The organism is Vibrio sp. 1249-1 (assembly GCF_033340495.1).
In genome coordinates, this window is sequence record NZ_JAWOWJ010000003.1 from 26,029 (window position 1) to 46,457 (window position 20,429).

The window sequence follows — 20,429 nt, forward strand, 5'->3', positions numbered from 1 at the left end:
TAAATAACGGAAGCAGCTCAAAGCATTATCCAATTAACCATATTAAAAAGTGGATTGAACCTTCATTTTTAGCAGAGGGTTATATACTTAGAACAAAGGTTACCAATGCATTATTCACTGTGCATTGATGCCACTCGTCTACCTACAGAGGAGAAATCAACATGGAGTTACGGAATAAATCGGGGGAAGTTGCAAATATTGCTGATAACCTCACTTTGAAGGAAATCACAGAAATGGGCTACACCGTAGATTTATGCGATGAAGCATTTGCCCCTGGAGAACATTGGAAAGCGGAAGGTAAAACGCAAGGTATGGGCGAGTATCCAGAGGAGTAAACGTCCTGACGAACCAGCGCAAAAAAGCGCTCCAAAAACAGAAAAGCCGAGCGACTTAACGCTCGGTTTTTTACTTCTGAACTTCTTGAATAAACAAGCTCATCTCTTCTAGATAATTGCCGTTTGAGCATCCCCAGTCGGTGACCTCAATCAACTCTGTAACTAACTGTCCAGACTCATCATCTTGCACTCTCTGCACAAACGCTTCAAAACGTTCCAGTTGTGCCTGACTCTTAACTCCATGCACGGCATATTCTACAAGCAAGCCGTTGTACGTCTGCCAGCGCTGATCGCCCGCAACATCATTGCTTAAAATCACAGAACACTTTTGTTGAATGCTTTCAACCGCATCATTTCTTGGTGGCGCGACTGTGGAACATCCAACTAAAATCGTACCTACCGCCAATAACGTAACTTTTGTCTTATTTATCATATCGTTTCCAACTGTATCGCCACGATATGGAAATCTTATTACACCTGATAAGGATCATCGATAGCGCACCGCAGATTAATTACTTAATAAACTGTAAACTCCATACCAGTCTTAACACTGCAAGCTCATAACTCCTATTAACTCACCCAAATGTAAACAAATAGTAAAATCACCTTTACGCGATGCAAAATCGACATATGAGATTAGCGTTCCTATCTCGCGACCAAGCGTGCAATAATCAACTGTCTACATAACGAAACCATTTGAAGGATCAAAATGACCGCAACGGATTATCTCAACGACCTCAATCAACGTTACCTTGCGATTCACCGCACCAAAGAAGATTTCTTTTGGGAAACTTACATGGGGATCAGCGATGACCATGATGGCTCGACGCAAGCACAAACGGCATGGACAAGCTTTTTAAGCAACGCCGAGCAAATTACTGCCATCAAACAACAGCTTGAAGCCGCGGACTCAATTACCGACCCACAAGAGAAACAACAAACCATTACGGGTCTATCTGGTTGGCTGGCGATGTTTGAATCTCACGCTATCGAGGGCGAAAAAGCACAAGCGTTGAAAAATCAGCTCATTGCCTTTGAAGCTGAGCTCTTCGAGAAAAAACAGAACCACGTACAAACATTTACCGATGAGAACGGCGAGCAAGTAGAAGGTTCACTGCCCGTATTAAGCTCAACCATTCGCACCAGCAATCATGAAGAAGTTCGCCAATCGGCTCATCAAGCGTTGCTGAACCTTGAACAATGGCTACTGCGAAACGGCTTTATTGAACTGATCAAACTGCGCAACCAGTTCGCTCGCTCACTGGGTTATGCGACTTTCTTTGATTACTCCGTGCAAAAAACGGAAAAGATGAGCTCTGAACAGCTATTCGAAATTTTGGAAGATTTCGAACAACGCACGCGAGATGCGCACCTAAACAGCTTAGAAAACTTGGCGAAAGAGAAAGGCGAAAGCGCACTAGCAGGCTACAACTTTGTTTACTCATTCGCGGGTGACGTAATGCGTGACCTTGACCCATACGTGCCGTTCTCAAAATCTCTGAGACGCTGGGTAGAATCATTTGGTCGCCTAAATATTGATTACTCTGGCGCGACGCTAACGCTGGATTTACTAGATCGCAAAGGTAAGTACCCGAACGGGTTCTGCCACGGCCCTATCCCTTCTTTCTATAATCAAGGCGAATGGGTCGCAGCGCAGGTGAACTTCACCAGTAATGCCAAACCAGACCAAGTGGGAAGCGGCTACGATGGCATTAACACGCTGTTCCACGAAGGCGGCCACGCAGCACACTTTGCGAACGTAAAAATGAACGCGCCTTGTTTCTCGCAGGAGTTTGCGCCGACGTCAATGGCTTATGCAGAAACTCAGTCGATGTTCTGTGATAGCCTGTTAACCGATGCCGATTGGCTAAAACAGTACGCACTGGATGATGAAGGGAATTCTGTGCCTGATGAGATTATTCAAGCAATGATCAACAGCCGTCAGCCATTCAAAGCTTATGAAGAACGTAGCATCTTGGTTGTGCCATATTTTGAGCGCGCGTTGTATCAATTGAGCGATGACGAGTTAACGCCAGAGCGCATCACTAAGCTCGCTCGCGATTGTGAAAAACAGATCCTTGGTTTGGAATGCAGCCCTCGCCCACTGATGGCGATTCCACATTTGCTATCCGACGAAGCAGCTTGTGCGTATCAAGGTTATCTACTCGCGCACATGGCGGTGTATCAGACCCGTGCATACTTCCTTGAGAAGTTTGGTTACCTGACGGATAACCCAGAAATTGGCCCACTGCTGGCAAAACACTACTGGCACGCAGGCAATCACTTGTCGCACAACGAAACCATTGTCAGCCTGACTGGCGAAGGCTTCAATGCCAAATACCTTGCAGACGTGTGTAACCTGTCGCCAGAACAGGCATGGGAAGTGCAGCAGAAGAAAATCGACTCACTTGCGACGCGAGAACGAGCATCAGTCGCTTCACTGAACGCCGCGATTAAAGTCGTCGACGGCAGTAAAGAGCTGGCAAGCAACACCATCTCTGACGAACAAATGTGTGACGATTTTGAACGTTACATCGTAGAGACTTACGGTCGATAAAACACAGAAAGCCAGGAGCTCGCCTTCTGGCTTTTTATTCTTTAGCTAATGCAATAGGAAGGAAGATCCATGTACCAAGAAGTCATCAAATTTTGGTTCGAGGAGCTATCGCCCCAAAATTGGTTTGAAAACAACCCAGAACTGGACAAGCGTATTACATCGCGATTTGCCTCGATATTAGAACAAGCCGCTCGTTGTGAACTGTTTAATTGGCGTGACAGCGCACAAGGGCGATTGGCCGAAATCATCGTCCTCGACCAGTTTTCACGTAATGTGTATCGCAACACCCCAAAAGCGTTTGCACAAGACCCACTCGCATTAGCATTGGCTCAAGAGGCAATTCGGTTAGGTCACGACAAAGAATTAGCGCCTGAGCAGCTAAGTTTTTTGTACATGCCGTTTATGCACAGCGAATCTCGCCTCATTCATGTCGAAGCTGAAAAATTGTTCCGCGCATCAGGGCTTGAAAATAACTACGATTTTGAGCTAAAACACAAAGCCATCATCGACCAGTTTGGGCGCTATCCTCATCGCAATGCGATACTGGGAAGAAAGAGCACTCCCGAAGAGTTAGCGTTTTTGCAACAACCTGGGTCAAGTTTCTAAATAACAATGAATAATGAGTTAACCATGAGAGACCACGCAGTATGCTGGCCATGCTTGCTAAAACTAGACGGCGACGATGAGCTGATCTACACGCATTCCCAGTCCGACTTAGACTCTGAATGCGAAGCCCTCATTTTTGGGCAAGATGATTACGTTATTGACTCAAATGGCAACACGTTCGAATTGAAAAACAATGGTTCGAACACCACTCTTTTACACCCAAAAGAACGAACGCTGTCCGTAGAAGAGGTTACGTCATTAATCCAATCGCATGAATTCAGCCTCGCGCAACGGTGCATTATCAAGATTCATTTCACCTCGGTGAGGCAAGCTGTTGAGGCCTTAGCTCACTAACTCAATCCCAACACCCACATCATTAAATAAAATTATTATTTTTATAATTTATGATAATTTCATGTAATCAACATCACGCCATATACTCTCCCACATCGAAACAAGACAACGTTCAAACACACATGTTGGGAGCAAACAAATGAAAATGAATCATGTCGGTATTATGGTCGGAGATATGGACAAAGCGGTTGAGTTTTACACGCAAGCGCTAGGTCTAAAAGTCGTTATGGGCAACACGAAAGTGATTGAAGAACGCGAAACGGCAATTGGCAGAATGTGTATTGCGGTCTTTGGGGAAGGCTTTAAAGGCTTCAACATTGCGCACCTTGTGACAAGTGATGGCATCGGCCTTGAGTTATTCGAAATGAAAGAACGTCAAGAGCGCCATGAAGTGGATTTTTCTCGCATCGGTATCTTCCATTTCTGTTTACAGACAGACGATTTTGAAGGTGCTATCAAACGCACCGAAGCACTAGGTGGCAAAGTTCGCATGGACATCATGCGTTACCACCCAGAAGACGATAATAAGCCTGCGAAAATGGTTTACCTAGAAGACCCATTCGGCAACCTATTCGAGCTTTACTCACACACTTACGAAGAAACTTACGCTTCTGATTACGAGTAATAGCCCCATTCATATTCCAAAAGGCTAGCAATACGCTAGCCTTTTTTGTTTGCTTTGAGTTGCAGTGTTTCTGCACTCGCTCTAGCAAAAAAACATCTTGAATTTGATCATTTCTCTCACCACTTTTAAGGTCACTTTATACTTACCTCAACACAATGCAAAAAGGAGTGAAGCATGCCCACCAAAAATCCAATCGCCATCAAAGCGCTTGATCATGTTGTATTAAGGACCTGTAACCTCGATGCTATGTTGCATTTCTATCGAGACATTTTGGGCTGCCCTGTCGAACGCGAAGTAACGGAACTTGGTTTAACTCAACTTAGGGCAGGTAACGCATTGATTGATGTAGTGACGGTAGACAGCGAATTGGGCCAACTCGGCGGTAAGCCACCAGTTCAAAATGGTCGTAATATTGACCATTTTTGCCTGCAATTGGCGCCTTTTTCCGAGGATGAATTACTGGAATATCTGCGTTCGAACGGCATTGAAACCGAAGAGTTTGCGAAACGCTACGGCGCACAAGGATTCGGTCGCTCACTCTATATTCATGATCCGGAAGGAAATGTCGTCGAGTTAAAACCTCAAGTGATTGATGAGTAAGCGAGTAAAAAACCTTGTTATATTCTGAAAATAACAAGGTTAACTTCTAAAATAATTATTGAAGTAAGAACATATTATTAAGTCACAATTCTAGCTGGCTCACCTGTTTCTTTTTCTCGCCACCATTGTTTATTTATCTGTTTTTTATGAACGTAAAAACTCTCCCCCGGCATTGGCGTCAGCAGCGTTATATGTTCTTTTTGACAATGGGCAAGCAAATCTAAAATCGGTTCGTCCCAACGGTGAGTAAATAGCTCGTATGTAGCCCAATGTACTGGCAACAGTTTTTTCGCATTTAAATCGCGAAACGCTTGCACGGTATGATGAGCCTGCATGTGCCCCCAGTTTTCGACCGGGTAACCTTGGCCTTTCACATCGGCAGCCACTTCCAAACAGGCAATGTCGATTGGTCCACATCGCTGTGCGATCTCGGAAAAGTGCGAATCGTAAGCTGAATCGCCACTAAAATAGAGCGTCTCTTCTTTGCCTTTGATGACCCAAGAAGCCCACAGGGTCGCGTTTTTATCGAAATAAGTACGACCCGAATTATGGTTAGCAGGCGTACAAATCAGTTCGATTCCAGCATAGTGCACGCTATCCCACCAATCGAATTCCACGATGTTGTCTGCGCAAACGCCCCACTTTATCAGATGCTTGCCAACCCCTAAGGGTACATAAAACGTCACGGGTTTATCGGCGTAGAAACGTATGGTCGACGCTTCTAAATGGTCGTAATGATCGTGCGAAATCACGATAATTTCAGGAATCGGTAAACAATCTCTGGCATGGGTATTGGGAATATTGCGTTCAAACCACGCTTTTGCGACGAACGGAGAAGCGTAATCAAATACCGGATCGGTCAGAATTCGAATGCCATCGACCTCCACCAGCATAGTGGAATGGCCCAGCCAAGTAAGGCGCATCGATTCACTTCGCTGCGCAAACTGCGTGGGTTGAATTGGGGAATGTGGCAGATGCTCGTTAGGACTCAACGGTGTTCTACCACCAAGATAACTCCAACACACCTGCCAGAATGATTGCGGACTAGGGACATTTGGCATCTCGTTTTTAACGCGGCCGTTTTCAAATTGAGGCGAGTGGTGAACACGGTGCGCCAACTGCGCATGGTAGGTTTGAGGCGGAATCAGTGAACTTGGCTTTTGTGTCTTTTGTTCACTCGTTAGGTATGTGCGCTTAAGTATCGTCTCAGACATATCGTAGTTTTGTCTCACTTGCGAACGCTCAACAGTAGGTTTATTAAAACGTGCGTGTATGTCTATTTCGTGACCAAAATGAGGTGTAAGATGAAGATTCAGTTTCAATCAAACGTCTTCTATTTAAGGAAGCGGTTCTCAAACCTTCTGAATACTGCGTCGGTTTGAAAGGAGAAAACTATGGTGACTTGCAGCCAATACGATTTTATTGAAATCGCCTGTATGTTTAAGCTCCCTATCGAGATCACGCTAAAAAATGGTGAAGCTCATCAGGGCAACGCGTTCGACACAGGCTACGACATGCAGCGACAAGAGTGCTTGTTTTTAGATATGGATGGTGAGCACACCGCCTTCCCGACTGAACAATTAGTCGCAATGCGCGCGCTCAAAGCCAATCCGCATTTTGATGAAGTGACGTTTGAGTAAACGTCCTTCTTTCACTGACACCGTCCAATAAAAAACGCCTCTCAAGCTGACACAACTTGAGAGGCGTTCTCTTACACGGTTCACCTGAACTTGTTGTTATTCACGCGACTGGATGAAAACCAACATCGGCATCATGATCACGAACATCACTCCCACAAGCTGGAAGGTGTGCACAAACGCGACCATTTGCGATTGCTGCTGCAACATCTGTTGGTATTGGTCTAACGCAACCGGGTCGGTAATGGAAAGCCCCTGATTGGCCGCCCAGTCATGCAAGTTAGGATTATAAGGATTAATACCCTCTCCCAGCGCATGCCATTGCTGCTGACTATCACGATATTGGAACGTGGTGGCGATAGAGATACCAAACGAACTACCAATCGTACGGAACAGATTGTAAATACTTGCCGCCGCGACAGATTGCTCTTTCGGAATCGTTAAATACGCCAAGGTGGACAGCGTCGAGAAGGTTAAACCAAGCCCCATGCCCTGAATCATACTCGGCATCACAATCCAAAATGTATCGATCTGCAGTGAGTATTGCGTCATCAAATAACTACCAATCCCGATGCAGCTCAAGCCAAAGACTATTTTGATTCTGGGATCGAATTGCGGATTGAGCTTAATCACCAAAATCAACATCGCCGCTGACGCCAACCCACGCGGTGCCATTAATAAACCAGTGGTTGAGACCGGATAATCCAGCAAGCTTTCCAACAGCATTGGTTGTTGAGTCGTCAGGCCAAACATCGCCATCGACACCACGGCAATCATCAATGACGAGACCATTAGATTTCGGTCTTTAAGCAGCCATAATGGCGCTATTGGGCTTTTGGTTTTCCAGCTGCGATAAATCCACATCACCGATCCCATGACTGCGAGTAATATCGCGGTCTGGATCATGCGTGAGTTGAGCCAGTCTTCTTCGTTACCTTTATCCAACACAAACTGCAGCGCGCCCACACCTAACGCCATGTAACCGATGATCCACCAGTCAAAGTTAGGTTTGGATTTGTTGTCGATGTGGATATAACGATAAATCAAAGAGGTACAGATCAAACCGAATGGCAAGTTAATGTAAAAAATCCAGCGCCAGTTGATGTTGTCGGTGATCACCCCACCCACGACTGGGCCCAAAATAGGACCAAGCAAAATGCCGATGGAGAAAATTGCCATCGCTTTGCCTTTTTGCTCGTACGGATAAATCTGCACTAATGTCGACTGCGCCAATGGAATCACCGACGCGCCGAAAGCGCCTTGGATAATGCGAAATAGCACCATCTCTTCAAGAGACTGTGCTTGCCCACAAAGCGCACTGGCAATCACAAAACCGATCACAGCAACCAGCATAACTTTGCGTTCACCAAAGCGCGACACCCAGAAACTGGTCATCGGAATGAAGATCGCTTCCGCCATGCTGTAACCCGTCAGCACCCAAGTAATTTGGTCTGCCGTTGCGCCCAACGCGCCCATCATGTGCGATAGCGACACGTTCGCAACGGTCATATCGATTAACACCATGATGGCAGAAAGCATCACGGCGACGGTGGCAATCCCCCGTTTGTCTGCCGTAATTTGATGGCTCATTGCACGCTACTTTGCAAATCAATAGTGACTTCTGAGCTCGCACCCACGCGAAGTTGCGGCGCATCGGCCGGTACTTCTAATGCCAAACGTACAGGGAAACGCTGTTTGATTTTAACCCAGTTACCCGTTGCGTTTTCTGGTGGCATCAAGGAGAACGATGTACCACTCGCAGGCGATAGTTGTTCTACCGTTGCTTTCCACACCACGTCTGGGTACATATCAATCACCACATCCGCATGCATGCCAGGTTTAATATGCGTAAGATCGGTTTCTTTAAAGTTCGCGCGTACCCAATAGCTGTCTTTTAAAATCACAGGGAACAGCGTTTGACCCACGCTAACGACCGAGCCTACGTGCGTATTGATTTCACCGGCAATGCCATCCACTGGTGACGTAATGTCGGTGTAGCTCAAGTTCAGCTCTGCTTGCGCTAACTGTGCTGCCGCTTGTTGAACAACCGCAGCCTCTGCGCCTTCTTCACCACGGTTCGCAATGGCTTTTTCTACCGTCGCACGTGCTTGCTCTAGGCTCGCTTGGGCATTGGCGAGTTTGTTTTTCGCCGTATCTAAATCTTGGTCCGACGCCAGTTTGCGTTTCACTAGGGAATCCGTACGTTTGTACTCTACTTGCGCTTCTATCAGGTTAGAGCGCGCCGCATCTAAGCCCGCAACAGCTTCAGTTACCTGCTTATCGGCTACGTCATGTTGCTGGACCGCCAATTGGTATGCCGCTTTTGCTTGCTTCACTGCCAACAAATATGGGCGTGAATCTATCTTCAGCAGTAGGTCACCTTTGTTAACGGATTGGAAATCTTTAACATCCACAGAAACCACTTGGCCTTTTACCTGAGGCGCTACCGACAGAATTTTTGCCCTAACGTAGGCATCTTCCGTGCTTGGGTGACTGTCTGAATACTGCCAAGACCAATACATCGCACCAAATGCGATAACACAGAGAGTAAAGAAAAGAGTTTTTACCAGCTTAGATCTGGAGGAGGAATGCTTTGCGATGTCGTCGCTCATTTATATTGTCCACTTGTTCAATTATGTGATCAGTGTAGGACTTTTCGATCTTCCGACAATAAAATGATCTGCAAGGTAAAGATCCAATTTTGCATGTTGCTAAGTGGAGTAAATGATGTGCAATCAAAACGAGGATAAAAAAGAGGGGCAGTCCCCGTAACCGCCCCCAAAGTCATGCCAATAATAGTAATGTGCGTGTAACTACTGGTTTTTCTTAGAACTTGTAACCGCCGCTGATCATAAATACCCAAGGGTTAATTTTGACGTCGGTTTTTTGCTTCACTCCACCTGCTTTATAAGTTGCTTCTGTCTCAATGTTTGCGTACCACGCAGCGGCGTTGAGGAACCATTGATCGTTGATCATGTAGTCCACACCAATATTCGCTGCTAGACCGAATGAATCATCTAATTTCAAATCTGACAGGTCAGCGCCTTTACCCGTACTATTGAAATCTTCATCAAAGAATATGGTGTAGTTCAGACCTGCACCAACGTATGGACGGAACTTACTTTGAGACTCGCCAAAATAGTACTGCACCATTAGCGTTGGTGGTAAATGTTTGGTTTTCGCGATATCACTACCAACCAAATCTGTCGAAATGTCGTGGCTGAATGGTGTTGCTGCTAGAAGCTCTAAACTGATGTTGTCTGTGAACATGTAGCCAAACGTCAAACCAAGCTGCGTATTTGAGTCAACTTCTAACTCTTCTTGAGAACCAAGAATCTTATCGCTGCTGTCGTTTGGAACGACAGACGCCGCACCAACACGAAGAACGAAGTCACCTTGTTTATGAGCGAAAACACTTGGTGACACGAGTGCAGCAACCACTGCTAGACTGCAGATTGTTTTTTTCATTTTTATTTCCTTTCGTAGGGCTTCGTTATGTCGTACCCAAAGGGGTGCCTACTAACTGATCTGAGATTTCAAGTAAACTCAGCGCCTTGAAGCACACGGGTATCTATATCTTTTTGAGCTGTGCGCAATCTAGCACATAGAAACCCTACTATTTTGATGGAAATCAATTTGTGAAAAATATAGGTTTTTTGTATGGAGAAACGCCATATTGATCAACAAATTATGCAAATAGGATACAATTCTGTAATGCAAACTGTGCGTGTGAGTTGCCATGCATACCCATAAATGCGAATCCTCTCGTTAAGGCTCGTAGCCAGCAAAAACTTTTTTCGTCCTCTACGTCTTCTATTTTCAAAAAACAACCCACTTAAAACGCTCGTTTGCCCCCTTAAAATCGCGATTTGAGGGGTTTGTAAAGCACTGAAATACAAGAAGTTATTTTTATGGAAAATCAGTCACTTGGAGTGCTAGTCTGCTCGCAGCTAAGGAGAAGACATGTTAAAAACCGATCTCATTTTTGAACGAGAAAACTTTTCTCATCACGATTTTCAGAATGCTACCTTTAAAAACTGCCACTTTTATATGTGCTGTTTCGACCATGCCGATCTGCGCGATGCTAAGTTCATCGACTGTCGCTTTATCGAATCCAAAGCGCTAGAAGGGTGTAGTTTTCGCTTCGCGAACTTAAAAGACGCTAGCTTTACGAACTGCATGTTGGCGATGAGCCTGTTTAACGGCGCAAATTGTATGGGCTTGGAGCTGCGTAAGTGCGATCTCAAAGGGGCAAACTTCCAAGGTGCGAACTTTGCTAATCGCGTCAGTAACACCATGTTTTTCTGTTCTGCTTTTATTACTGGCTGCAACCTCACCTACTGTAACTTCGAACGAGTGTTACTAGAAAAATGTGACCTCTTTGAAAACCGTTGGAACGGTGCGAACCTCGCAGGGGCAACTCTCAAAGGCTCGGATTTATCTCGCTGCGAATTCTCGCCAGAACAATGGGGAACCTTTAACGTTGAGCAGTGTGATCTGACTCATGTCGAACTAGACGGGCTGGATGTTCGCCGCGTTTCTCTGTTTGGTGTTAAAATTTGTGATTGGCAACAAGAGCAATTGCTTGCGCCTTTTGGACTGATCATTCTCTAAGGAAAGGCCATGAACCTGTTTAAAGACTTACCGAATAACCTCGACGAGGAAGTGTTCGAAGACCTGCTGACCCACAAAAACCTGCGTATAGAACGCATTGTCTCAACGGGGCAAACCTCGCCCGAAAGTGGCTGGTACGATCAAGAAGAACATGAATGGGTCTTGGTTCTTAAAGGAGCAGGAGAGCTGACTTTTGAATCAGGTGTCGTGCAACGACTTGAGGCAGGCGATCACGTTACGATTCCAGCTCATACCAAACACAAAGTGAGCTGGACTGACCCAACGCAAGAAACCATCTGGTTGGCGGTGTTTTATCAATAAACACAAAACGATCTTAAACCAAAAAATAGGCGCTGAGTTTGCTCGATACTACTAAGCCGTCACTGGCACTGTTTGATTTTGATGGCACCATCACCCGAGAGGATATGTTTAGCCTTTTCCTCCACTATTCTGCTTATGGCCTGCGCAAACGAGTAGGAAAGGTCGCTATCATGCCATTTTATGCGCTGTACAAACTCGGAGTGTTACCCGCTCGTGTTATGCGCCCTCTCAGCAGTTTTATTGCATTTTCAGGGAAAGAAACGCAGAAAATTGAAGCGATTGGCACTCAGTTTGCCCATGAAGTGATCCCGCTGTACTTACGGCCAGAAGCGATGGACAGGCTGGCTTGGCATCAACACCGAGGCGATACCATCGTAGTGGTGTCGGCATCACTCAATGCGTATCTCAAGCCTTGGTGTGAGGCGAACGGTTACCACTTGCTGTGCAGTGAACTGATCTCAGAACAGCCAAAACTGAGTGGCTTTTACCAGCAAGGTGATTGCAGTTTAGAAAGAAAAGTCTCACGCGTGAAAGCGGCGTTTTCGCTCGACGAATTTGCGTCTGTTTATGCCTACGGTGATACACACGAAGACATTCCGATGCTAAAACTGGCAGACTACGCGATGCTCAACTGGAGCGAGTGGAGAGCAAGCGAATAACGATATGTGCTCTGATTTTCAAGACAACCACTCAACCAAAGTGATCGTTTTAGACTGAAAAAACAAACCCTTCTCACATAAGAAGGGTTTTATTGATCAGGGCCCAAATAACTGGCTTAACGCCATACACCCCATTGACCCGTTGTGCCTGGTTCCTCACCAGACGTCCACCACTGGGCAGTCCATTCTTTGCCGTTGTGCGTCACCACATCACCTTGGTTGTAAACGGCCGTCTTGTCCCACAAGTTGGTTGGTTCAACTGGTGGCGGTACATCCGCTTTGATCAGTGACAACGCATAACTGAAGTCTGCACTTGGCGCTAATACTTGGTTTGCATTCACGTTCTTACTATCGAACATGTAGTGATTCATCTCTTGATGCCAAATGCCCACATACCAATCGCCCGTTTGCTGCGCGTTAAATTGATCTGCTATTTCTGCCGCCCAAGTAGCCGTATTGTTTGTGCTGATTGGTAGTGAAATATCGACAATTTCATTCCCCGTCGCATTAAACGTACGAAAACGGATGGTGTCACCCGCTTCTACTGGTCCGAAACCTTGCTGAACAAAGTAGCCTAGAGATGTCAGATTATTGCCCGGTTCGGTTGGATCAACAGGGTCAGTCGGTGGCGTCGTGCCTGTTCCGTTTAACGTAATGTCACTACAGTTGTAGAAACCTTCCCCAGCGACATCAATACGCTGCCAACGAGTGTAAAGTACCGCATCGCCCGAACGATCAGCAGGGAAAGTCACCTGAATACGGTAGCGTTTTTCCGCATCAACATACACATCACCTGCGGTGTCGATCAGCTCTAAATCACTCCAAGTAAGAGGTTTTGAATCATCATAAGTTGGCTTGGTGAGATAGAATTCCCAGTACGATGGGTTGTGCGGCGCTTTGCCGTAAAACACCAATTCAATCTGGTTATTTGCATCTGGCGTAACATTGGTGCGCTGCCAGTTTGGAGAAGGAATGTTCAAGCCTTTCTTAGCTGTATCGCCAGCAGAACATAGCTCACCGTCGCGAACCACGGCTTTCACATGCTCCATATCTCGGTAATTTGGTACGTTTGCTGCAATTTCGCTACGCTGCACAAACGGATACGCGCCAGATTCATCAAAAGCCGCTTTACACGCTTGGTTAGGGATCTCGTTGGTCCAAAAGCCACCGTCTAAATAACACGTATTTTGACGAGCACTTGGAAACTCTACCCAGCCGTGGGCGTTGACGTTAAATGAGCTCAATGCGGCAACAGCGCTTAAGCTCAAAAGAGGAAGTGTTACATGTGATTTCATCGTTCATCCTTAATTTTGCTGACTCGCCGCTCTGAAACACAAGCGGTTTAAGCAAAACTAGCAGGATGGGATTATTTAGAAGGTGAGAATAAATATGGAAATTGTAAGAGTGCCATCTGCTTTCCAGCATTTGTTGTGAACCATTCTCATACTCGACTGACTCTTTCGAGTCACTTCAAATTCATGTGCCACAAAAACTGTCACCCTCGTTTGGCTATCGCTCGTCTTTTGGTGTGTCCATCACCACCATCGTTGTGATCGACTTGACGTGTTCGCACTCACCCAACACATCAGCGTGAAACGCTTTATAAGCGGCGAGATCTTGCGTTTCCACACGCAGCAAGTACTCGTTCGCACCAGTGATGTTGTGACATTCCACCACCTCGTTTACAAAACGCACATGCTCTTCGAAACCCAACTGCGCCTGCTTAGAGTGCGAGGCCAAACCAATCGACACATAAGCGACAAAACCCACGCCAAGTTGCTGATTATCCAGTACCGCTCGGTAGCCTTTGATCACGCCTTTACGCTCTAAATCTTGCACTCGGCGTAAGGTTGCAGACGGAGATAAACCAACGCGTTCCGACAGCTCCACATTGGAGATTCTTCCGTCTCGTTTGAGCACTTGCAATATTCTTTCGTCAAATCTATCCATGATGATGTTTCATTGCTTATTTAGTTTCTAATCATCAAATAAAAGCACAATATTGACCTCAGTTCTACTTATAGTTGTTCTCAACTTATCGAGAACTGATTCAAGGAACAATCTATGGAATATCATCAACTGGGCGCTTTGGCGTTGTTCGCTTTTGTCTCCACTTTTACGCCGGGTCCCAATAACATTATGTTGATGACCTCAGGGGCAAATGTCGGCTTTAAACGCACTATCCCACATATGTTGGGCATTACCTTTGGCTTTGGTGCCATGCTAATTTTGGTGGGCATTGGCTTGATGAGCCTGTTCCACGCATATCCAATTACACACTCCATTTTAAAAGTATTGAGCTTGAGTTATTTGCTGTACTTGACGTACAAAATCGCCACCAGCGACAAAACCGAAGCAAAACACGATTTTCGCCCGATGTCTTTTTTAGGGGCTGTTGCATTCCAATGGGTGAACCCAAAAGGTTGGTCGATGGCGTTGACGGCCATTACGGTATACACCAGTGGCGGTTCTTGGCTCGAACTGACTTTTATCGCCGGTATCTTCTGTTTAGCCAACTTGCCATCGGTGACATTTTGGACGGCGGCAGGTATGCAATTGCAGCGTTGGTTGACCACCGATAAACGCATTAAGGGGTTCAACTACAGCATGGCCGCTCTGTTGCTTTTGTCTACGATTCCAATGATATAAGTCCATTTATGGTTAAAAAACGACTCACTTTACGTAATTGGGAAAGGACAGATACTGCATTTTGCTCGAGGCTTTGGCGTTAATTCACAGTGTAAATTTGTTTAAAGACGCTACCCTCTTGTTAGGGAACTTGATAATCTTTAAATGAGAAAGAGAATAATTATCGAGTAAAGTAACAATGAAAAAGAAGCCTCAACCTAAAACGCTTGTTGTCACAGACACAGAAACCATCACTCCAAACATGCAGCGCATTACCTTGCAAGGTGAGGCGCTGAGCCACTTTCCTCGTGACTGCGAAGGCAGTTACATCAAATTACTGTTTAACGATATGGGCGGCGCGGATCTGAGCATCCTGTCAGAAGACGACCGGCCGATCATGCGCACCTACACTATTCGACGCTTTCATCCAGAAACCAGTTCAATCGAAGTGGATTTCGTCCAACACGTAACGCAAGATCTGCAATGCGGATTTGCAGCGCGTTGGGCAATGGCCGCGCAAAAAGGCGACACGATAAGCATCGTAGGGCCGGGTAGCATCTCCAACTTAAATACTGAGGCGGATTGGTTCTTCATGGCTGCCGATATGACGGCACTTCCAGCGCTTTCTGCGAAAATTCGTACGTTGCCAGAAGAGGCCAAAGGCTATGCAGTGATCAGCGTGATTTCTCCAGCCGACATTCAACCCCTAAACGCGCCCGCCGGTATGGAGTTGATTTGGCTAACTGAACAGCAAACCTTGGCTGATAGCGTTCGCGAACTCGAGTGGTTAGATGGTAACGCTTCGGTATGGTGTGCGTGTGAGTTCGATTCAATGCGTGCGCTGCGCCAATATTTCCGCAACGAAAAAGAAGTCGATCGCGAGAATATCTACATCAGCAGCTATTGGAAGCAAGGCGTGTCTGAAGATGGGCACAAAGTGATTAAACGTGAAGACGCGGAATCCAACCAATAGTGGTTCATTTATTTCCAGTTCAAGCGCTTATCCCAATAAAAACGCCCGGCATCACCGGGCGTTTTAGCGACTTCAGTTGTATTAAAGTTCATGAAAACTCTAATCCGCTAGTTCCTGCGCTAAAAAGTCGATCAACAACCTCACTTTGGGCGATAAATTTCGGCTTTGTGGATACAGTGCCCAAATGCCTTCACGGTCGTCTCGGTAATCGGTCAGCACCTCGACTAGCTCACCGTTATCTAGGGCTTCTTGAACGTAATAGTCCGGCAACTGCACTAAACCCAAACCACGTTTGGCGGCGCCCATTAGCGCAAAACCACTATTGCATTTAATCCTCCCCGACACACGCAAAGACTTATCACGTTTATTTTCCTTAAAATGCCAATAATCGACCGAACCAACCAAGCACTGATGTCGAGCCAGTTCGGATAATGTGTGAGGCTCGCCAAATCGCTCCAAATACATAGGGCTAGCACACACGTAATTTTGACGCGACGAAAGACGCTTTGCGATCATGCTGGAATCTTGCAGGCGGCCAAGACGAATCGCCACGTCTACCCCTTGCTCTATCAAATCCAGTTTTTGATTGGTCAGAACTAAATCGAGGTCCACACGCGGGTACTTCTCCAAAAACTGATGCAAGAGCGGTGCGAGGTTCATTTCCCCATAGGTCACAGGCGCTGTCACACGCAGCAAACCTCGCGGTTCGGTTTGCATTTGCGTTACAGCAAGCTCAGCTAATTCTAGCCCTTCGACCAAGTGTTTGCACTGCTGATAATAAAGCTGTCCAGCTTCAGACAGAGAAACTTTTCGCGTCGTGCGATGCAGTAACTTAACCGCAAGACGCTCTTCAAGTGCCGATACACGGCGACTGATTTGTGCCACTGACGTTTTCAGTTTAGCCGCGGCAGCTGTAAAGCTGTTAGTTTCCGCTACGGCAACAAACTCGCTGACTCCTTCCCAATTCGCCATGCTGTATTCCTGTCGACCTCTTCTAGACAAATAGTGATTACATTGTTCTCGTCGCGCTACGCTTTGAAAACTGGAAAACTTTACGCGTCAGGTAACGGACGAAGTTCGTCGTATTGCGCATCAAGCGCAATGCCAAAATATTCTTTCAACGCATCCAGGTAGGTTTGACCTGGCTCTAGCTCTATTTCTGTTAGCTCTTCATGATTGGTGCATCTGAGTGTGTAGTTAAGCAGCGTCACCAACCCACTTTCTGTCGCTCTAGCAGCGACTCTTGCGCTAGTAAAACGCGAATTAGGCGAAGTCGAGGTAAAGAAGTTGCTACATGCAATGTCACCAGCACACACGAACTCTAGGTCAAAGCTGTATAGATTGCTCCACACGTCCGTTCCATCGGTTGAAAGCACTTGGAGGAAATAACCAAACTGAGCATCTTTGACAAAACGGAAGGTTTGTAAATCCGTCTGAATCACTTGGTCAAGGATAAATGGCAATGGCGCTCGAGGGGTATTGGAGCCAAAACCCACATCGACAATCCATGTTTGTTCCTCTAAAGTCACTAACGTGATTTGATGACTACGACCTGTTGGTGTACCAGACACATGTACACGCCCTAGCAAACTTCGCGCTTCAAACCCAAGAGTGTTGAGCACATCAAGCATTAAACCATTTAATTCAAAGCAGTAACCACCGCGAGAGTGGTACACGGTTTTTTGAATAATATCTTCAATCTCAACAGAGACGCCTCGCTGCAATGCGATGTCAAAATTCTCAAACGGCAGGCAACGATGCTGCGCCACGTGAATTCTGTGCAATGACTCCAAATCGGCGGGCAATTCACTAGGCAAGCCTAGCTTGGTTAAATAGGCACTCAGATCCGTCTTATTCATAATCACTCTTACTTAGCTGATGGTTTGACAGTTTTCTACTTTAGCCCCTCTATCTAACTTCAGGTCAATCACCTTTTCCATTTCCCTTCCGCTTTAAGGAGGCATCGCACTCTTTTTACACGCTCACCTTATCATTATTACGCATATGTAAAAATCATTTTCAAAATGGACGGATTATCATTTTTACTGAAACACCTAAAATGAGCACCAACAAAACGACGAAGCGCGGTAAGCAAACCTTAACTACGCTTATTACGTCACTCCATATACTGAAAATATAAAGGAAACATCCAATGTCGCTTGAAATCAAACCTGGTCAAACTCACATAAAATCAAAAGCAATGGTCGCTTGGGCTGCAGGTGAGCCGCTTAAAATGGAAGAAGTTGATGTACAACTTCCAAAAGCCGGCGAAGTGCTAGTACGCATCGTAGCAACTGGTGTTTGTCACACTGACGCATTCACACTATCAGGTGACGATCCAGAAGGTATCTTCCCTTCAATCCTTGGTCACGAAGGTGGCGGTATCGTTGAAATGGTTGGCGAAGGCGTAACAAGCGTTGAAGTTGGCGACCACGTTATCCCACTTTACACTGCTGAATGTGGTGAGTGTAAGTTCTGTAAATCTGGCAAAACGAACCTATGTCAGGCCGTTCGTGAAACGCAAGGTAAAGGCCTAATGCCAGATGGCACAAGCCGATTCTCTATCAACGGCGAAACTATCTTCCACTACATGGGTTGTTCTACTTTCTCTGAGTACACGGTTCTTCCAGAAATCTCACTAGCGAAAGTAAACAAAGAAGCACCACTTGAAGAAGTTTGTCTTCTAGGTTGTGGCGTAACCACTGGTATGGGTGCGGTATTAAACACAGCTAAAGTTGAAAAAGGCGACACAGTGGCAATCTTTGGTCTCGGCGGTATCGGTCTTTCTGCAATCATCGGTGCTCGCATGGCTGGTGCCAGCCGCATCATCGGTGTAGACATCAACGAAAGCAAATTCGACCTAGCGAAACAACTTGGTGCAACTGACGTAATCAACCCACAAAAATTCGACAAGCCAATTCAAGAAGTGATTGTTGAAATGACAGACGGTGGTGTTGACTACTCATTCGAATGTATCGGTAACGTAAACGTGATGCGCCAAGCACTTGAGTGCTGTCACAAAGGTTGGGGTGAGTCAGTCATCATTGGTGTTGCTGGTGCAGGTCAAGAGATCTCAACTCGTCCATTCCAACTGGTAACTGGTCGTGTATGGCGTGGCAGCGCTTTCGGTGGCGTTAAAGGTCGCTCTGAGCTTCCAGAAATCGTAAACCGTTACATGGCTGGTGAATTCGGCTTACAGGAGTTCATTACCCACACAATGGGATTAGCAGACGTCAACAAAGCGTTTGATCTGATGCATGAAGGTAAGAGCATCCGAACAGTTATCCATATGGATCAATAATGCTGCCTCAGGCTCTCCTTTTGGGGAGCCTGAATTCCTTCTGCTAATTAGAGAGTTTATTCATGACCATTGAAAATGTAAGCCAAGCCAAAGTGTTTGGCGGTTGGCACAAGCAATATACACACGAATCCAATGCCCTAAACTGCACCATGCGCTTCGCGATATTCTTGCCACCTAACGCAACGAAATCAAATCCCGTACCCGCGCTATACTGGCTCTCTGGTTTAACGTGTACCGATGAGAACTTTATGCAGAAAGCGGGCGCATTTCGTATGGCGGCCGAGCTTGGCATTGCGATCATTGCACCAGACACAAGTCCGAGAGGCGAAGGTATCGCTGACGACGAAAGCTATGACCTAGGAAAAGGAGCTGGCTTTTACCTTAATGCGACGCAAGCACCTTGGTCACTGCATTACTGTATGTACGACTATGTGACTGAGGAGTTGCCTGCGATCATCGAAAGTAACTTCCCAGTCTCTGACGTGAAGTCAATTTCCGGTCACAGTATGGGCGGCCACGGAGCGCTCACCATTGGTCTGAAAAATTCAGAACAGTACCGTTCTATTTCAGCGTTCAGTCCAATCAGTAACCCAATGCAATGCCCTTGGGGACAAAAAGCCTTTACTGCTTACTTAGGCAAGGAGCTTGAAAGCTGGAAGCAATACGATGCAAGTGAACTTCTAAAACAACAACAATCACCATTACCAATTTTGGTTGATCAAGGTGATGCTGATGGCTTCTTAAATGAGCAGCTTAGACCGGAAGCGCTGATTGCTGCGGCAAAAATACACGATTCAAACCTAACCTTGAGAATGCAACCAGGCTATGACCATAGCTATTACTTCATCTCAAGCTTTATTGAAGAGCACCTCAACTTCCATGCAAAATATTTGTTTGCATAGTTAATTTAAGTAAGCTCATGAAATAAAAAATAAAGTCACCAAAACTAGGTGACTTTATTTTCTTTACGTACTAACAAATACATATCTGAATATCGATGATTTAAATATGTAAAATAATGTAACTTAAGAACAAATTCGACGTCCATTTCTCGCCTTATTAAATTCTCATTTCCGACACAGTATCTTTATTAAAAATGAAACAAAGTTGCACTAAAAACCAATTAAATACCGCGAAATCATTACGAAACTCTACCATCATCCCAATACTCTGAGCTTTTAATTAAGAAGCAACTTAATAACCTTGACGTGACGTAAAC

The 20,429-nt window shown here is 45.8% G+C and carries 23 protein-coding genes; 14 read left to right on the forward strand and 9 right to left on the reverse strand.

Annotated features, from left to right (window positions below; genetic code table 11):
* Window positions 1-161: 161 nt before the first annotated feature.
* Complete coding sequence (locus tag R7Z50_RS06865) at window positions 162-335, forward strand: hypothetical protein (protein WP_005374332.1); 174 nt, start codon at window positions 162-164, stop codon at window positions 333-335.
* 70 nt (window positions 336-405) lie between these two features.
* Here the strand turns inward: R7Z50_RS06865 and R7Z50_RS06870 are convergent, their stop codons facing one another.
* Window positions 406-768 carry a hypothetical protein gene (locus R7Z50_RS06870; protein WP_017634365.1) on the reverse strand — a complete coding sequence of 121 codons (363 nt, stop codon included), beginning with the start codon at window positions 766-768 and terminating at the stop codon, window positions 406-408.
* A 276-nt stretch (window positions 769-1,044) separates the two neighbouring features.
* Here R7Z50_RS06870 and R7Z50_RS06875 point away from each other — a divergent pair, with 276 nt between their 5' ends.
* From R7Z50_RS06875 to R7Z50_RS06895, 5 genes are all read left to right on the forward strand, one after another.
* On the forward strand, window positions 1,045-2,892 hold the full coding sequence (locus tag R7Z50_RS06875; protein ID WP_206970534.1) for a M3 family metallopeptidase: 1,848 nt from the start codon (window positions 1,045-1,047) through the stop codon (window positions 2,890-2,892).
* A gap of 69 nt (window positions 2,893-2,961) precedes the next feature.
* Window positions 2,962-3,498 carry a DUF924 family protein gene (locus tag R7Z50_RS06880; protein ID WP_054576492.1) on the forward strand — a complete coding sequence of 179 codons (537 nt, stop codon included), beginning with the start codon at window positions 2,962-2,964 and terminating at the stop codon, window positions 3,496-3,498.
* Window positions 3,499-3,522: 24 nt separating this feature from the next.
* Window positions 3,523-3,852 (forward strand): DUF4144 domain-containing protein, encoded by a 330-nt coding sequence (locus R7Z50_RS06885; protein ID WP_033907198.1) that lies wholly within the window; start codon window positions 3,523-3,525, stop codon window positions 3,850-3,852.
* A gap of 139 nt (window positions 3,853-3,991) precedes the next feature.
* The gene (locus R7Z50_RS06890; protein ID WP_005374344.1) at window positions 3,992-4,477 is read left to right on the forward strand and encodes a VOC family protein; all 486 of its coding nucleotides are present in this window, start codon (window positions 3,992-3,994) and stop codon (window positions 4,475-4,477) included.
* A 174-nt stretch (window positions 4,478-4,651) separates the two neighbouring features.
* The gene (locus R7Z50_RS06895) at window positions 4,652-5,077 is read left to right on the forward strand and encodes a VOC family protein (protein WP_017821017.1); all 426 of its coding nucleotides are present in this window, start codon (window positions 4,652-4,654) and stop codon (window positions 5,075-5,077) included.
* A gap of 77 nt (window positions 5,078-5,154) precedes the next feature.
* Here R7Z50_RS06895 and R7Z50_RS06900 read toward each other — a convergent pair whose 3' ends face one another.
* Window positions 5,155-6,291 carry an MBL fold metallo-hydrolase gene (locus R7Z50_RS06900; RefSeq protein ID WP_318149026.1) on the reverse strand — a complete coding sequence of 379 codons (1,137 nt, stop codon included), beginning with the start codon at window positions 6,289-6,291 and terminating at the stop codon, window positions 5,155-5,157.
* Window positions 6,292-6,471: 180 nt separating this feature from the next.
* Between R7Z50_RS06900 and R7Z50_RS06905 the strand changes: the two genes are divergently transcribed.
* Window positions 6,472-6,717 (forward strand): Rho-binding antiterminator, encoded by a 246-nt coding sequence (locus R7Z50_RS06905; protein ID WP_047102504.1) that lies wholly within the window; start codon window positions 6,472-6,474, stop codon window positions 6,715-6,717.
* Window positions 6,718-6,813: 96 nt separating this feature from the next.
* On the opposite strand, the gene R7Z50_RS06910 is transcribed toward R7Z50_RS06905, so the two are convergent.
* From R7Z50_RS06910 to ompW, 3 genes are all read right to left on the reverse strand, one after another.
* A complete protein-coding gene (locus R7Z50_RS06910; RefSeq protein WP_005391958.1) occupies window positions 6,814-8,304 on the reverse strand; it encodes an MDR family MFS transporter in 1,491 nt (496 codons plus the stop codon).
* The gene (locus tag R7Z50_RS06915) at window positions 8,301-9,326 is read right to left on the reverse strand and encodes an HlyD family secretion protein (RefSeq protein WP_047102503.1); all 1,026 of its coding nucleotides are present in this window, start codon (window positions 9,324-9,326) and stop codon (window positions 8,301-8,303) included. The genes R7Z50_RS06910 and R7Z50_RS06915 overlap by 4 nt, the downstream gene beginning before the upstream one ends.
* A gap of 214 nt (window positions 9,327-9,540) precedes the next feature.
* Window positions 9,541-10,182 carry an outer membrane protein OmpW gene (gene ompW, locus R7Z50_RS06920; protein WP_017634373.1) on the reverse strand — a complete coding sequence of 214 codons (642 nt, stop codon included), beginning with the start codon at window positions 10,180-10,182 and terminating at the stop codon, window positions 9,541-9,543.
* Between the two features lie 495 nt (window positions 10,183-10,677).
* Between ompW and R7Z50_RS06925 the strand changes: the two genes are divergently transcribed.
* The 3 genes from R7Z50_RS06925 to R7Z50_RS06935 are packed head-to-tail and all read left to right on the forward strand — an operon-like array spanning window position 10,678 to window position 12,308.
* Complete coding sequence (locus tag R7Z50_RS06925) at window positions 10,678-11,328, forward strand: Qnr family pentapeptide repeat protein (protein ID WP_005374358.1); 651 nt, start codon at window positions 10,678-10,680, stop codon at window positions 11,326-11,328.
* A gap of 9 nt (window positions 11,329-11,337) precedes the next feature.
* Window positions 11,338-11,649, forward strand: a complete 312-nt coding sequence (locus R7Z50_RS06930; protein WP_005383281.1) for a cupin domain-containing protein — start codon at window positions 11,338-11,340, stop codon at window positions 11,647-11,649.
* Window positions 11,650-11,687: 38 nt separating this feature from the next.
* On the forward strand, window positions 11,688-12,308 hold the full coding sequence (locus R7Z50_RS06935; protein WP_154204125.1) for an HAD-IB family hydrolase: 621 nt from the start codon (window positions 11,688-11,690) through the stop codon (window positions 12,306-12,308).
* A 116-nt stretch (window positions 12,309-12,424) separates the two neighbouring features.
* On the opposite strand, the gene R7Z50_RS06940 is transcribed toward R7Z50_RS06935, so the two are convergent.
* Both R7Z50_RS06940 and R7Z50_RS06945 read right to left on the reverse strand, forming a co-directional pair.
* Window positions 12,425-13,603: a lytic polysaccharide monooxygenase gene (locus R7Z50_RS06940; protein WP_047102501.1), complete on the reverse strand. Its 1,179-nt coding sequence runs from the start codon at window positions 13,601-13,603 to the stop codon at window positions 12,425-12,427.
* Window positions 13,604-13,817: 214 nt separating this feature from the next.
* Window positions 13,818-14,258 (reverse strand): Lrp/AsnC family transcriptional regulator, encoded by a 441-nt coding sequence (locus R7Z50_RS06945; RefSeq protein WP_005482841.1) that lies wholly within the window; start codon window positions 14,256-14,258, stop codon window positions 13,818-13,820.
* 114 nt (window positions 14,259-14,372) lie between these two features.
* Between R7Z50_RS06945 and R7Z50_RS06950 the strand changes: the two genes are divergently transcribed.
* On the forward strand, window positions 14,373-14,957 hold the full coding sequence (locus tag R7Z50_RS06950; protein ID WP_047102500.1) for a LysE family translocator: 585 nt from the start codon (window positions 14,373-14,375) through the stop codon (window positions 14,955-14,957).
* Window positions 14,958-15,135: 178 nt separating this feature from the next.
* Window positions 15,136-15,909 (forward strand): siderophore-interacting protein, encoded by a 774-nt coding sequence (locus tag R7Z50_RS06955; RefSeq protein ID WP_213966452.1) that lies wholly within the window; start codon window positions 15,136-15,138, stop codon window positions 15,907-15,909.
* A gap of 99 nt (window positions 15,910-16,008) precedes the next feature.
* Here R7Z50_RS06955 and R7Z50_RS06960 read toward each other — a convergent pair whose 3' ends face one another.
* Together R7Z50_RS06960 and R7Z50_RS06965 are read right to left on the reverse strand one after the other, a co-directional pair.
* Entirely contained in the window at window positions 16,009-16,881 is an 873-nt protein-coding gene (locus R7Z50_RS06960; protein ID WP_017633836.1) for a LysR family transcriptional regulator, read from the reverse strand.
* An 80-nt stretch (window positions 16,882-16,961) separates the two neighbouring features.
* Window positions 16,962-17,768 (reverse strand): arylamine N-acetyltransferase family protein, encoded by an 807-nt coding sequence (locus tag R7Z50_RS06965; RefSeq protein ID WP_054575258.1) that lies wholly within the window; start codon window positions 17,766-17,768, stop codon window positions 16,962-16,964.
* 293 nt (window positions 17,769-18,061) lie between these two features.
* Here R7Z50_RS06965 and R7Z50_RS06970 point away from each other — a divergent pair, with 293 nt between their 5' ends.
* Window positions 18,062-19,210 carry an S-(hydroxymethyl)glutathione dehydrogenase/class III alcohol dehydrogenase gene (locus tag R7Z50_RS06970; RefSeq protein ID WP_017633834.1) on the forward strand — a complete coding sequence of 383 codons (1,149 nt, stop codon included), beginning with the start codon at window positions 18,062-18,064 and terminating at the stop codon, window positions 19,208-19,210.
* A gap of 62 nt (window positions 19,211-19,272) precedes the next feature.
* A complete protein-coding gene (gene fghA / locus R7Z50_RS06975) occupies window positions 19,273-20,112 on the forward strand; it encodes an S-formylglutathione hydrolase (protein WP_005374382.1) in 840 nt (279 codons plus the stop codon).
* Window positions 20,113-20,429 lie beyond the last annotated feature (317 nt).